6 protein-coding genes are annotated in these 14889 nt (G+C 73.4%); all 6 read left to right on the top strand.

The annotated features are described in order from the left end of the window. Nucleotides 1–4: 4 nt before the first annotated feature. Nucleotides 5–9430 (top strand): amino acid adenylation domain-containing protein, encoded by a 9426-nt coding sequence (locus ACIO1C_RS32845; RefSeq protein WP_401870737.1) that lies wholly within the window; start codon nucleotides 5–7, stop codon nucleotides 9428–9430. Nucleotides 9431–9486: 56 nt separating this feature from the next. Then, nucleotides 9487–10608, top strand: a complete 1122-nt coding sequence (locus tag ACIO1C_RS32850) for a GSCFA domain-containing protein (protein ID WP_401870603.1) — start codon at nucleotides 9487–9489, stop codon at nucleotides 10606–10608. 90 nt (nucleotides 10609–10698) lie between these two features. Next, entirely contained in the window at nucleotides 10699–11571 is an 873-nt protein-coding gene (locus ACIO1C_RS32855) for a TauD/TfdA dioxygenase family protein (RefSeq protein ID WP_401870605.1), read from the top strand. A 303-nt stretch (nucleotides 11572–11874) separates the two neighbouring features. Continuing rightward, complete coding sequence (locus ACIO1C_RS32860; RefSeq protein WP_401870608.1) at nucleotides 11875–12753, top strand: S1 family peptidase; 879 nt, start codon at nucleotides 11875–11877, stop codon at nucleotides 12751–12753. 85 nt (nucleotides 12754–12838) lie between these two features. Next, the gene (locus tag ACIO1C_RS32865) at nucleotides 12839–13603 is read left to right on the top strand and encodes a YqjF family protein (protein WP_401870611.1); all 765 of its coding nucleotides are present in this window, start codon (nucleotides 12839–12841) and stop codon (nucleotides 13601–13603) included. Between the two features lie 388 nt (nucleotides 13604–13991). Then, on the top strand, nucleotides 13992–14888 hold the full coding sequence (locus ACIO1C_RS32870) for a peptidoglycan-binding protein (protein WP_401870614.1): 897 nt from the start codon (nucleotides 13992–13994) through the stop codon (nucleotides 14886–14888). The last annotated feature ends 1 nt before the right edge of the window (nucleotide 14889 follow it).

The raw sequence follows: 14889 nt of genomic DNA on the forward strand, positions 1-14889 counted from the left end.
CCACATGGACCACCTCACCGACACCGCCGAACAGCTCCCGGCCGGCGCCGTGCCCCAGGGCCTCGCCCGGTCCGTCCTCGCGCGGGCGCGCCGCACCCCGGCGGCGACCGCCGTCGTGGACGGGGACCGGGTGCTCGACTACGCGGCCCTCGACACGGCGAGCGCGGCCGTCGCCGCGGCCCTGCGTGACCGGGGTGTACGGCCCCGGCAGGCGGTGGCGGTGTGCCTGCCGCGCTCCTGGCAGCTGGTGTGCGTCATGCTCGGCATCCTGCGGGTGGGCGCGGTGGTGGTGCCGCTCGACGTCCAGAGCCCGCCCGAGCGGCGGCGGCACATCCTGGAGGACTCGGCGAGCACCGTGCTGGTGCATGGCGGGAGCGCTCCCGCCGAACTTCCCCCGGACGTCGTGCCGTTGGCGGCGGGCGAGCTGCTGCGGGAGCGCCCGGTCACCGGTGAGGAGCCCGCGCTCCCGGCCGGCGCACCGGTCTCGTTCCTCTTCTACACGTCGGGAACGACGGGCCGGCCCAAGGGCGTCGAGGTGCGGGACGCCGGCATCCTGCGGCTGGCACGTCCTGGCTACCTCGCCCTGGACGAGGGGGCGCGCTACTCCTGCCTGTCCAACCCCGCTTTCGACGCGCTGAGTTTTGAGGTGTGGGTGCCGCTGCTGACCGGCGGCTGCTGCGTGATCCTCGACGACGAGACCGTACAGACCCCGCGTCTGCTGGCCGGGGCGCTGCTGCGCGAGCGCGTCGACACCGTGTGGGTGACGGTGGCCCTGTTCAACGCCGTGGTCGGCGAGGAGCCCGCGTGCTTCGCCGGGGCCCGGCAGGTGCTGGTGGGCGGTGAGCAGCTCAACGCCCGGCTGATCACCCGCTGGTACCGGCACAACACGTCGTCCTCGACGCGGCTTCACAACGTCTACGGGCCCACCGAGACCACCACGTTCGCCCTCTGCCACCCCGTCCCGCGCGACTTCGACGGAGATGTCGTGCCGATCGGGCGGCCCCTGCCGGACACCGGGGCGGTGCTGGTGGCCGACGGGTCGCGGCCCGCCGCCCCGGGTGAGGTGGCCGAGCTCCACCTGTCCGGGGACGGTCTGGCTGCCGGATACCGCAACCTGCCGGACGAGACCGAACGCCGCTTCGTCCGCCTCCCCTGGCTCGACGGCGGACACGTCCGCCACTACCGCACCGGCGACCTCGTACGGCGCGACGGCGCGGGGCTCGTTGTGTACGTCGGTCGCGCCGACCGGCAGGTGAAGGTACGGGGCTTCCGGATCGAGCCGGGCGAGCTGGAACGGCACATCGTGGCCCATCCGGCGGTGCGGCAGGCCTACGTCTGCACCCGCCGCGACCCGGAACTGGGGACGAACGAGCTGCTCGCCCATGTGGTGTTCGGGGCCGAGTTGTCGTACGAGGACTTCGACCGGCATCTGTCGGCAGGCCTCCCGCCGTACATGCGGCCCCACCGGATCCACCGGGTCGAGACGCTGCCACTGAACGCCAACGGCAAGGTGGATCAAGGGGCGTTGCTGGCGCGCGACGACGAACCGTGGCGGCCCGACGCCACCACCGGTACTCCGGCGACCGCCGGGGAGCGGGAGGTCCTCGACCTCGCGGGCCGGATCCTGGGCGTGCCGGATCTGCGCCCCGACGACCGGTGGATACCCCACGGGGGCGACTCGCTCAAGGCCCTGCGGCTGCGCTTCGAGGTCCGCCGCCTCTGGGGCCGGGAGCTGCCGGCGTCCTTGGTGCTCAGGGCGACGTTCGCGGAGCTGGCGGCGGCGATCGCGCCGGGCCCGGCTGCCGAGGCGGCGCCGCATCCGCCGGTGCCTGCCCCGGCCGGCGCGCGCTCCGCCCCGGCCACGTCGGAGCAGCAGCGGTTGTGGCTGCTCCAGCAGCGTGACCCGGAGTCCCGCGCGTACGGCGTTCCGCTGGCCTTCCAGCTCGACCGCGCACCCGACCTCGCGGCGCTGCGCGAGGCGCTGCGGCGGTCGGTGGCCCGGCATCCCGCTCTGCGGACGGGGTTCCGTGCCACGCCTGAGGGGCTGTACCAGGAGGTGGCGGAGGCGTACGACCCGTGGGTGGCGGACCCGGGGGTGCGCGCGGACTCCCGCGTGTCCGTGGACACGGACTCGTCGGCGGGCGCGGAACCACCCGCGTCCGAGCCCGACGGGGACGGCTGGCGCGTCCCCGCCCACCGCTTCTTCGCCGAGCCCTTCGATCTGGCCGAGCCGCGCATGCTGCGGGCCCGGTGGCTGCCGGACAGCGACGTACTGCTGCTGCACCTGCACCACATCGCGGTCGACGGCTGGTCGTTGAACGTCCTCTTCCGCGAGCTGTCGGCCGACTACGCCGCCGTACTGCCCGGCGCGGACGCCGGGGACCGCGAAACGCCGCATGACGACGCTTCGGTGCCCACCCCCCTGGACTTCGCCGCCTGGCAGGCGGAGTGGTTCACCCGGCAGCCCTACCGCGACCAGCGCGCGGCCCTGCGCGCCCACTACGAGACGGTGGAGGACGTGGCGGCGCCCCTGCGGCCGATCCGCGACGGCGACCGCCCGACGGGGCGGCTGCTGCACACGTCCCTCGACCTGGTCCGCCGCTCCTCGCTCGACCGGCTGGGCGCGGAGCTGGGCCTCACCCGGTTCCAGCTCCTGCTGGGGGTGTTCGCCTGGAGTCTGTACGGCGTGACCGGCCGCGCCCACCCCCTGATCGCGAGCCCGGTGGCCAACCGGCCGGTGCGGGAGTTCGAGGCCGGGGTCGGCATGTTCGCCAACACCGTGCTGCTCCCGGTCGCCCTGGCCCCGCACGAGGAACTGCGGGCCCAACTGCTCCGGCAGGGCGCGGCAGCGCAGGCGGTGCTCGAGCGGCAGGACGTGGTGCTCGCCGACGCCCTGGCCGACCACCCATTCCGCGCCGAGGGGCCTCCGTTCGACTTCATGTTCGTACTGGAGAACACCGAGTTCGGCGCGCTCACTCTGCCGGGCCGCGCGATCCGTCCCGTATGGCCCCGGCCCGTCGAGGCCAAGTGCCCGCTGACGCTGTCCGTCGTGGAGCACGAGGCCGGCTTCGACTGCCTGTGGGAGTACGCGGACGACCACTTCGAACCGGCCGAGGCCGAGGCCGTGGCCCGCCTGTTCCGTGACGGTCTGGACCGGCTCGACGAGGGAGGTACGGGCACCCTCGGCGCGCTGGTGGCCCCGTACCGGCGCGGTCTGGCGGACGCGGGCAAGGGCCCGTCGGCGCCACTCGCCTTCACCACCGTGGCCGAGGGATTCGCCCGCCAGGTCCGCCGGACACCCGCCGCCCCGGCGGTGACGACCGGTGGCCGCACGCTGAGTTACGCCGAACTCGACGCGCACGCCTCGGCGTTGGCCACGGAGGTGCGGGACCGGTACGCGCTGTCGCCGGACAACACCCGCCCGCGCTGTGTCGCGCTGCATCTCGGGCCCTCGGCCGAACACGTCGTGGCGCTCCTGGCGCTGGCACGTCTGAACGTCACCATCGTGCCGCTGGACCCGGCTTATCCACCGGCGCTGCTGCGGCAGATCCTCGACCAGGTGGACCCGCTGTGCGTCCTGCTACCCCCCGGCGGGGAGAGGGAGTTGGACGCCGTCGCCCCCGCCGGCCTGGTACGCCATCCGGTCACCCTGGCCACCGCACCGGCGCCCGCGTCCCCCTGGACGCCCCACGAGGGGCTGCGGCCGCTCTACACCCTGTTCACCTCCGGCTCCACCGGTACGCCGAAGGGCGTGCAGGTACCCGACCGCACCCTGTGCAACCTGCTGCAATGGCAGAGCGACAGCGGCGGCCTGGGGGCGCCGGCGGTCACGCAGCAGTTCTCGACGCTGTCCTTCGACGTGTCGTTCCAGGAGATCTTCACCACCCTGTGCGGCGGCGGACAACTGCATCTGGTGCGGCCGGAGTGGCGGCACGACATCCCCGCGCTGCTGGATCAGCTCGAATCCACCGGCGCCGAGCGCGTCTTCATGCCGTACGTGGCTCTCCAGCTCCTCGCCGAACACGGCGCCCATCTCGGCCGCTTCCCCTCCCGGCTGCGTGAAGTGATCACCGCCGGGGAGCAGTTGGTGTGCACCGACGCCATCCGCCGGTGGTTCGCCGGACTGCCGGGCGCCCGGCTGTTCAACCACTACGGCCCGACCGAGACCCATGTGGTCAGCAGCCTCTGCCTGGAGGGCGATCCGGCCGACTGGCCCACCCGCCCGGCCATCGGCCGTCCGGTGGCGGACGCGTGGCTGCGGGTGGTCGACGACGCCGGTGAGGCCGTACCGCCCGGCTGCCCCGGCCACCTGCTGATCGGTGGCCCGATGGCCGCGCCCTGCTACCTGGGCGACGAGGAGCTGAACCGTACGCGCTTCACCGAACTGCCCGGCCTCGGTCTCTTCTACCGCACCGGCGACCGGGCGAGCTTTGACCGGGACGGAGTCCTGCACTACCTGGGCCGGCACGACCAGCAGATCAAACTCAGCGGTCACCGGCTGGAGTTGGGACAGGTCGAGGCCGCCCTGCTCCAGCACCCGGCCCTCGTCAACGCGGTGGTCGTCCGCGACGGCGACGACCTGGTGGCCTGCTTGCAGTGCCGCGACACGGCGCCGTCGCCGGACGAACTGGCCGGCCATCTGGCGTCCCTGCTGCCCGCATATGTACGGATCGCGCGCTTCCGACGCGTGCGGACTCTTCCCCGTACCCCCAGCGGCAAGCTCGACCGCCGGGCGGCCCTGACCGCCGACGGCGAAGATCTGCGGGCGCTGCGCTCCACCGCTCCCGCACTCTCCTCGCGCGAAGCCCAGTTGACCGACCTCTTCGAGGCGGTGACCGGCAGGCCGATCGCGCCCGAACAGCGCTTCTTCGACGCCGGTGCCACCAGCCTCGACCTGATGCGCTTCCATCTGCGCTGCACCGCCGGGGAAGGTCTGCGGTTCACCATCCCCGACCTGTTCGAGCACGTCACGATCCGGGCGCTGGCCGGCTTCGTGGACGGCGGGTCGTCCCCGGCGGACGCGGTGACTCACGGGGAGGCGGCTGTCGCGTCCGACGAGCCGATCGCCGTGGTGGGGATGGCGGTACGGCTTCCCGGCGCCGACGATCTCGCGGCCTTCTGGGCCATGGTCGAGGCCGGTGGGCGGGGCATCGAGCACTTCGACGCGGCGGACGGGCTGGTGGGCGCCCGCAGCCTGATGGACGGGCCCCTGGCCTTCGATCCCGGGCGCTTCGGCATCAGCCGGCAGGAGGCCCGGCTGATGGATCCGCAGCAGCGGCATCTGCTGATGAGCTGTGTGGAGGCGCTGGCGCACGCGGGCATTACCGACCCGGCGGCGCGGCGCGTCGGGCTGATCGCCAGTTGCGGCGAGGACACCTATTTCCAGGCCATGCTGCGCGAAGGCGACCCGGAGCACCTGCCGGACGGTTTCCAACTGGCTCTCCACCACGAGAAGGACTTCCTCGCCACCAAGGCCGCTTACCACCTGGGACTCACCGGACCGGCCTTCACCGTGCAGGCGGCCTGCGCCAGTTCACTGGTCGGCGTCCACGTCGCCGCGGGCCTGCTGCGCCAGGGTGACGCGGAGGTGATGCTGGCCGGCGGGGTCCTGGTCGACACCCAGCTGAGCAATGGCTACCGCTACCGGCCGCAGCACATCTTCTCCAAGGACGGGCACTGCCGTCCGTTCAGCGACGACGCGAGCGGCACGATCGGCGCGAGCGGGGCCGGCGTGGTGGTCCTCAAACCGCTCCGGCTCGCGGAGCGCGACGGCGACACCGTGTACGCGGTCATCACCGGTTCGGCCCTCAACAACGACGGCGCGGGCAAGCTCGGTTACGCCGCGCCCTCACTCGCCGGCCAGCGCGAGGTGATCCGTTCCGCGCTGCGGCGCAGTGGTCACACCAGCGCCGATCTGGGGTACGTCGAGGCACACGGCACCGGCACCCCGCTGGGCGATCCGGTCGAGGTCGGCGCGCTGCGCCAGGCGTTCGACCTGGCCGAGCCGGACCGGTGCGCCCTCGCGTCGGTCAAGAGCCAGATCGGCCATCTCGGCGCCGCCGCCGGGGTGGTCGGGCTCGTACGGGCCACGCTGGCCGTCCATCACGGGCTGATCCCGCCCAACGTCGACTTCCACCGGATCAATCCGAGGATCGGCGAAGACCTCGCGCCGTTCCACATCCCGACGGAGGCCCTGCCGTGGCCGGGGGGACGTCCGCGCGTGGCCGCGGTGAGCAGCTTCGGCATCGGTGGTACCAACGCCCATCTGATCCTGGAGCAGAGGGAGGTGGCGGACACGGAGGCGGTCGCGTGGCCGGCGACCGTACCGTGTCTGGTTCTGTCCAGCGGCAGTACGGCCGCCCTGCGCGCCGACGCCGCCCGGATCGCGGACCATCTGGCCGCACAGCCCGGCACGTACGAGCGGGTGCTGCGCCATCTCCAGGCGGGTCGGCCGGCACTGCGCCGTCGTGCGGCCGCGGTGTGCGCGGACGCGGGGGCGGCGGTGGCGTGGTTGCGCGAAGTCGCCGCCGGTGACGAGGAGTTGGCCGGGCTCGGCGACACCGCCGCTTTCGCCGCGCCGGACCTGGCGGGTGGTGCGGGTGCGGATCCCGCCGCCGGGGCGCTGAGCGCGGGGGAGCACACCGCCGGGTCCCTGGCCGCCGCCTGGACGGCGGGCCGGTCGGTCCGGTGGCCCGACGGGCCGGCCCAGGCACCGTGGGACTTCCCGCCGCCCGCCTTCGACCTGTCCGAGTACACCTTCGCCCGCGCCACGCCCGGCACCACCGGGACGCCGTCCGACGGCACCACACCACGGCGGCTGCCCGAGGGTGACTGGCTGCACCAGCCGGGCTGGGTACGGCTGCGCCGCGCCGGGGCCGGGGCCCGTACCGCCTCCGGGCGGGTACTGGTGGTCCTGACCGCCACACCGTCGGAGCCGGAGACATGGCGGGCCTTCGAGCCGGGCCATGCCCGGGTGATCCGCGTGAGCGCCGCCGACACCTTCGCCCGGCTCGCGGAGGACCGTTACGAGGTCGACCCCGCCGACCCCTCCTCGCTACGGCAGTTGCTCGACGCACTGGGCCCGGTGGCCCGGGGTGGTGTCGACTGGTTGCACGCGCTGCCGCTGGCCGTCGGGGGAGCGGTGGGCGAGCAGACACTCGCCCGCGCCCGCTGGGCGTGCCTGGACACCTCCGCCGCGCTGCTGCGCGCCCTGGCCGAGGCGCCCGCGTCCCCGGACGTGCGCGTCTGGTGGGTCTCGTACGGCGCCCAGCCGGTCGAAGGACCCGTCGGACGGCCCGAGTTGGGCCTGCTGGCCGGTGCGGGTGAGGTGGTGCGCCAGGAGACCGGCGTGACCGCCCACTGGCTCGACCTGCCCGGGTCCGATCCGGCAGGCTGGGCCTCGGTGCTGCCGATGATCCTGGCGGAGGCCGGCACCTCGGCCGTCCTGCCCCGGCGGCTGGCGCTCCGGGACGGGTACTGGTGGCATCAGACCGTACAGCCCGTCAGTGCCCCGGCCGCGTACGCCTCCCCGTCCGGCGGCCTGCTGTCCGCCGGGCCGGGTGCCGCGGAAGCACCCGGTGTGCAGCTGATCCTGGGCGGCACCGGCGGTATCGGGGCCACCGTCGCGGCCTGGCTGCTGGAGCGGACCGACTGCCGGGTGGTCCTGTTGGCGCGTCGGCCGCGACTCCCGGAGACGCTGGCGCGGTGGGCCGACCGGGTCGACCTGGTCGGGGGAGACCTCGCCGAGGAGCCGTCCGACGTACTCCTGGCCCGGCTCGCGCCCCACCTCCCCCGGCTGCGAGGCATCGTCCACGCGGCGGGCACGGGGGCCGGCGGCCTGATCGTCCGCCGCGACGCGCGGGCGATGCGGCACGCCATGGCGGCCAAGCTGCACGGCGCGCTGCTCATGGAGCGGCTGATCGCCGACCATCAACCCGACTACGCGGCCTACTGCTCCTCGATGGCCACGCTGTTCGGTGGCGTCGGCCAGCTCGACTACGCGGCGGCCAACGGGGTGCTGGACGGCTTCGCCCGCCACCGCGCGGGCGAGACGGAGACCACGCGCCGTATCGGCATCGGCTGGGACGTGTGGCGGGAGGTGGGCATGGCCCGGGACACCCTGCACGCGGACGCCCGCCACCAGGCGCACGTCGCGGTCGGGCTGACGGTGGAGGAGGGCCGGCGGGTCTTCGGGCAGGCGCTGGAACTCCAGCTGCCGCAGCTCATGGTGTCCACCACGGCCGTCGACCAGGCTCACGCCTTCTACGAGCCCGGGCCATTCGGGGCCGCCGAGGCGTCCGGGGCATCGGCGGCAGCCTCTACGGCGACCGCGACCGCGCGGGAAACCGCCCCCGCCGTCGAGCAGCTGACCGGCGTCGTCTGCCGCCTGCTGGGTCTCGACTCGCTCGACCCCACCGTGTCGCTCTACGACCTGGGTGCGGACTCTCTCACCCTGTTGGACCTGATATCCCAGGTCAAGCGCCTGTACGACGTGGAACTGGAGCTGTTCCAGCTCAGCCACCAGGTCAGCCTGAACGACGTACTGGCGCTGCTCGACCGCTCCCCGGACACCGATCCCTCTCCTGGCGATCCGGTGACCGTCGAGGTCTGGCAGGCGGGGTCGGGTCGCGACCTGCTCTGCCTGATCCATCCGGTCGGCGGTGACATCCAGGCGTACCGCGCGCTGGTCTCGGCGCTCGAACCGCAGCTGACCGTCTGTCTCATCGCCGACCCCGCCCTCCTCCACCCCGAGCCGCCGGCCTGGTCCGTCACCGAACGGGCCGCCCGCTACCACGCCGCCCTGGAGGCCCGCTTCCCCCACGGGGAGTGGCGGTGGCGGCTGGCGGGCTGGTCGTTCGGCGCGTGGGTGGCCCTGTCGATGGCGGCCGAGGCGGAGACCGCGGGCCTGCCCGCGGACGAGCTGTACCTCCTCGACCCGCCCCCTCCCGGCGCGGGACCGGCCCTCGGCGCCTACGACGAGGAGGAGATCCGCGCGGTGTTCGCCCACGAGCTGGCACAGGCCGACGGCCGGGGACCGGCGGGCGGGGCCGACGGCGGGAACAGCGCCGGGGACAGCGCCGGCGCGGGCGAGGACGGCGGGCGGAGTACGGCGAGCACGGAGGCCGAAGCGTACGCCGAGCGGCTCGCGCACTGCTGCCGGGCCAACCTCGCCACCCTGCGGGACCACGAACCGCCACGGCTGACCCGCACGCCCAGCGTCCTGTGGCTGGCGAGCGGATCGGTGCCCGGGCTGCCCTCGCCGGAACGCCCGGAGAGCCAGGCCCGTGCGTGGCAGGCGTACCTGCCGGAACCCTCGCGCTGGGAGTGTGTGGCGACCACGCACTACGACCTCGTCAAACCGCCCCACGTGAAGCACGTGGCCGAGGCCGTCAACGCGGCGTCCCTGCCCCCCGCCCCCGGCCACCGCTGACCCGCACTCCGCCGCACCCCCGCCCCGACCTGCCCTCGTCCGAGGAAGAGACCTTCGTGCATCCCTACGAGTCACTGCCGGCGCGCTCGTTCTGGCGCTCCGCCGTCGCCGAGGCCGACCTGAGGCACGTCGCCGGCCTGTGGACGCCGGCGTTCACCCTCGGGCAGGACGACCCGGTGCTCACCGCCGGCTCCTGTTTCGCCGGGCACCTCGGGCCCGCCCTGCTGGCGGAGGGCATGCGTTGGTACGACGCGGAGCCCGCGCCGCCCGGTCTCACCGAGGCGGAGAGCCGGGCACGGCACTACGGCCGGTTCTCGTTCCGCACCGGCGACATCTACACAGCCGCCGCCCTGCGGCAGTGGCTGACCTGGGCCTTCGCCGGCGAAGTGCCTCCGGAGGAGCGCACGGGACCCGGCGAGGTCTGGAGCGAGGACGGCCGCCATCACGATCCGTTCCGTCCCGCCGTCGAGCCCGACGGATACGCCACGCCGGACGCGGTACGGGACGCGCGCCGCACGACCCTGGCCGCGATACGTGACGGGGTGACCCGGGCGAGCTGCCTGATCTTCACCCTGGGCCTGACCGAGGCGTGGCTGGACCGCGCGACCGGCCTCACGTACGCGGTGTGTCCCGGAACCGTACGCGGCACGTTCGACGCCGGCCGGCACGTGTTCCACAACTTCACGTTCAGCGAGGTGCACCGCGACCTCTCCGCCGCCGTCGCGCTCGCCCGGCGCGTCAACCCGGGGCTGCGCGTGCTGCTCACCGTCTCGCCCGTGCCGCTCACCGCCACCGCGACGGGTGGTCACGCCCTCACCGCGAGCACCTACTCCAAGTCCGTGCTGCGCGCGGTCGCGGGGCAGCTCGCCCAGGAACTCGACCACGTCGACTACTTCCCGTCGTACGAGATCGTCACCGGCTTTCCCTTCGGCGGGACGTCCTTCGGGCCGGACCTGCGCTCGGTCACCCCGGAGGGTGTGGCCCTGGTGATGCGGCACTTCTTCGCCGGGCTCGGCGTGCCGACCGGGTGGCGGCCGGAGCCCCGTACCACCGCCGTCCCCTCCCCACCCGCTCCCTCTCCGCCCGTCCCCGGCCGATCCGCCACGCGAGAGGAGTTCCGGCGTGATGACGCCGTACTGGACTACTACCACCGGAGCCCGGTTCCTCCCGCTCGGTGATCCCCGCGCCGGTCGGGTCGGGGCGGCGGCTTCGCACCCGGTCGACAGCCCTCACCGCACCTTCATCCACGCAGCACTCAGGAGGACGTCATGGAACAGTTCGCGCTGGACGCGATCGAGCGCATCACCACCAGGCCGCCGGAGGTGTACGACACCATCGCCGTCTCCCCGCTGACGCCGCTGACCGGCGCCGAGGTGTCCGGCCTCGATCTCTCCAAGGAGTTGACGGACGATCAGGTGACGGAGGTGAAGCGCGCGTTCCTCGCCCATCACGTGCTGGTGTTCCGCGACCAGACGCTGTCCGGCGAGGACCACAAGCGCTTCGCCGGGCACTTCGGCGATCTGCACCCCGTGGAACCCGCGCCCGAGGAAGGCGACCCGTACATCCTGGAGGTCGTGGCGACCAAGGACTCACGGGCCGTCGCCGGGGCGGGCTGGCACGCCGACGGCACCGCCGACGCCGAACCGTCGCTCGGCTCGATGCTCCACGTCACCCGCACCCCGGAGCCGGGCAGCGGCGGTGACACCCTCTTCGCCAACATGCACCTGGCCTACGAGAGCCTCTCCCCGGCGATACGGACACTCCTGGACGACCTGACCGCCGTACACGACGGGCTGATCGCGTGGCAGGGGCACACCCCGCCGCCCGGATACGTCGTGGCCAAGTCGGAACACCCGGTGATCCCCCGCCACCCCGAGACCGGGCGGAAACTGCTGTTCGTCAACGGCGCCTACACCTCGCACATCCCGCAGCTCTCGCGCGCCGAGAGCAAGGCGGTGCTGGAGATGCTGTACGCGCACATCGCGACCACGCCCATGCTGCACGTCCGGGTGCGGTGGGAGCCCAACACCCTGGTGTTCTGGGACAACCGGTGTGTCCAGCACCACGCGACGTGGGACTACTTCCCGCACTCGCGCTACGGCCGGCGCGTCGCCATCAACGGCAGCCGGCCCCGGGCCTGACGGCTCGCCCGGCGCCGGTCCCGCGGGCCGGGACGCGGCGCCGGGCACGGGCCCGGGCGGAACCGGTCCTCCGAGGCGCGCCAACGCGCCGCGCGGACCCCGGGACCGGTCCTCCGATGCGGTAGCGTCCTGTCCGTCGAACAGCGTGGGCGCCCCTCCCCCTCCATGACGATGTCCCAGGTCCTGGCCGGGCCGGTCCGCAGGGAGGGGCGTGATCCGCCCACGCGGCTCATTCCGTGTCTTGCCGGGAAAATGCGCAGCCGGGACCATCGTGTCCCTGGCCCCCCATCATCGGAGGACGTTGTGAACAGCAAAATCGCCCGGCGCATCCGCGTGATCGCTGTCGCGTCCGGTCTGCTGGCCGCCACCGCCTTCGCCACTCCCGCGACGGCCCAAGAAACGTCGGCGGCCCACGGGACCCTGACCGCCTCCGAGTTCGCGGCCGCCGACGCCTCCCTGCGGACCGCCGACGTCGCCGGTTCGGCGTGGCACGCCGACGCCGGGGCCGGGAAGGTCGTCGTCACGGTGGACAGCACGGTGGACGCGGCCGGGGTCACGAAGCTCAGGAGGGCCGTCAAGGTCCCGGCGGGCGCGCTGGAGATCACCCGTACGCCGGGCCGGTTCACCCCGCTCATCGCGGGCGGCGAGGCCATCACCACCAGCGGTTCCCTCTGCTCGCTCGGCTTCAACGTGCAGAGCAGTACGGGGGTGAAGTACGCGCTCACCGCCGGTCACTGCACAAACGCCGGCACCACGTGGAGCATCGGCACCCGCGCCGGTACCAGTTTCCCGGGCAACGACTACGGCCTGATCCGGCACTCCAACCCGGCCGCCGCGGACGGCAGGGTCTATCTGCACAACGGCACCTACCAGGACATCACCGGCGCGGGCAGCGCCGTCGCCGGACAGCCCGTCTGCTTCAGCGGCGCCACCTCCGGCGTGCACTGCGGTACGGTCACCGGGCTCAACGCGACCGTCAACTACGGGTCCGGCGGGATCGTCTCCGGTCTGGGCCGGACCAACATCTGCGCCGCGCCCGGCGACAGCGGCGGCTCGGTCTTCCAGGGCAGCACCGCCATCGGCCTGATCTCGGGCGGCAGCGGCAACTGCACGACGGGCGGGGTGACGTACTACCAGCCGATCCTCGAACCGCTCGGCGTCTACGGCGTGAGCGTCTTCTGACCGGGCCGGGCGCTCTCCACGACCGGGCCCGCCGCGACCGTGCCTCCGCGGGTGATCGGACCGTCCCCTCTGCGATGCTGGCGGGATGCCGACCCCCGCCGTTCCTCCGGAGCCGGTGACGCCCGACCCGCCGCGGGCCGAGCCGAACCCGCTGCTCACCCAGTCGTGGCTCGATCTCGCCTTCCTCCACTGGGAGGTGGACCCGGCCGACGTGGCGCCGCTGCTGCCGTCCGGCACGGTCCCCGACCTCTTCGAGGGCCGGGCCTACGCGGGGCTGGTGGCCTTCCGGATGCACCGCATCGGGTGGTTCCGGCTGCCCGGCCTGCCGTACCTGGGAACCTTCCCCGAGACCAACGTCCGTCTCTACTCGGTGGACGAGCGGGGCCGGCGCGGTGTCGTGTTCCGTTCCTTGGACGCCTCCCGGCTCCTCCCCGTGCTGGTGGGACGGGCCGCCTTCAACCTGCCGTACGTGTGGGCCCGGATGAGTTTCGCCCGGGACGGCGACACGCTCACGTACACGAGCAGGCGGCGCTGGCCGGGGCCCCGGGGCGCGTACAGCGGGATCGGTCTGCGCGTCGGGGAACCGATCGCGGAGCCCAGTGCCCTGGAGCACTTCCTGACCGCGCGCTGGGGCATGCACAGCACCGTCCTCGGCCGTCCGATGTTTCTGCCGAACACCCACCCGCGCTGGCCGCTGCACCGCGCTGAGCTGCTCGCATGCGGGGAGGACCTGCTGGCGGCCGGTGGGCTGCCCGCGCCGCCGGGGGCTCCGGCGAGTGTGCTGTACTCGCCGGGCGTCCCCGTACGTTTCGGCCGCCCCGCCCGCGCGGAGGCACCGCCGGCGTCATAGGGCCTGTGCGGCGGCGACCCGGAGGCGGGCCCGCGGCCGGGTGGCGCAGCTCACAGATGTTCCGGAACGTCAAGCGGAACACGGGGAGTTGGCCACTCGTTCTTCGGTATGTGGGTACGGAGGGGAAGTGGTCCCGCGCCCCCGGTGACCGCCCCTCCGCCCCCTGCGGTGAGACCACCCTGGCCGGCATACCCCCGTATCGGCCAGGGATCCCGCCCCGGCCAGGCTCCCCCACCTGGGCCGGGGCTCCCCCGCAGGCCCTCTCCGGCGGCCGTACGCCCTGCCCGACGGCCCCACTCGATCGGGTGAAATCCGGCCAACTCGGGCGCTTCTTCGGCTTCAATGGAATCGCAGGCCCGTCCTCCGATCCCGTACCTGAGGAGTCGTCATGGCCGACCTCTGGATGCCCGGCGCCGAGAGACTAGACATCAGGGACCACGCCCCCACGGACGGTGGGCCGGCGAAGGCCGTCGCCCACATCACCTGGGACAAGAACGCCACCGAGGCGAAGCCGCAGGCGCTCGTGCCGTACGACCGGCTGAGAACCTACTTCACCGGAGGAGGCAAGGGCGTCGCCCCGCACGTGCTGTGGGACCCCTTCGACGGGAAGATCTGCCAGTTCGTGCCCGCGACCTCACGCTCCAAATCGCTCGCGGACGAGGCCGGGGGCACCCGGACCAACCGCGCGGGCTCCGTCGTCCTCCAGATCGAGGCGCTCTTCTTCCCGTGGTGTGTCGTGGGCGGGAAGGCGTACGAGTCGCTCCAGGACACCCCGTGCGAGGGCTGGGACGCCCTGCACGCCTGGGTGAAGTCCTGGGGTGTCCCCGACGTCTGGCCCCTGGGACGGCCCACGGATTTCAGCTCGCACCGCGACGAAGAGGTCTGGCGCTCCAGGGCCGGGTGGTACGCGCACGCGCAGGTCCCGGAGAACACCCACCAGGATCCGGGCAGTTGGCCGCGCTTCCCCCAGGACGACGGGGGCGGCGAGGGCGACGCGCGGGGCGGTGCGGGGAAGACGTACGAACCCTTCCCGGGAGCGGCGTGGTTCACCGCGGGCCGCAGGAGCGCGATCGTGGCCCGGATGCACGACCGCCTGGTGGCGGTCGGATGCGACAGGTACCGCTCCTCGACGGGCAAGGACACCCTCGGGTCGGGTGACATCGCGTCGTACGAGGCATGGCAGCGGAAGTACTCGGCGGATCACGGGAAGGGATGGACGGGCTCCGCCGTCACCTGGCCCCCGGGCAAGGAGACCTGGGACGCGCTCAAGGTTCCGGAGAAGTGAC

Source organism: Streptomyces sp. NPDC087420 (assembly GCF_044744165.1).
GTDB lineage: Bacteria > Actinomycetota > Actinomycetes > Streptomycetales > Streptomycetaceae > Streptomyces.

What these genes read in the sequence shown, in the direction of transcription:
- ACIO1C_RS32845 (WP_401870737.1), top strand. Translation starts at nt 5, where the DNA reads ATGGACCACCTCACCGACACCGCCGAACAGCTCCCGGCCGGCGCCGTG.
- ACIO1C_RS32855 (WP_401870605.1), top strand. Translation starts at nt 10,699, where the DNA reads ATGGAACAGTTCGCGCTGGACGCGATCGAGCGCATCACCACCAGGCCG.
- ACIO1C_RS32865 (WP_401870611.1), top strand. Translation starts at nt 12,839, where the DNA reads ATGCCGACCCCCGCCGTTCCTCCGGAGCCGGTGACGCCCGACCCGCCG.
- ACIO1C_RS32870 (WP_401870614.1), top strand. Translation starts at nt 13,992, where the DNA reads ATGGCCGACCTCTGGATGCCCGGCGCCGAGAGACTAGACATCAGGGAC.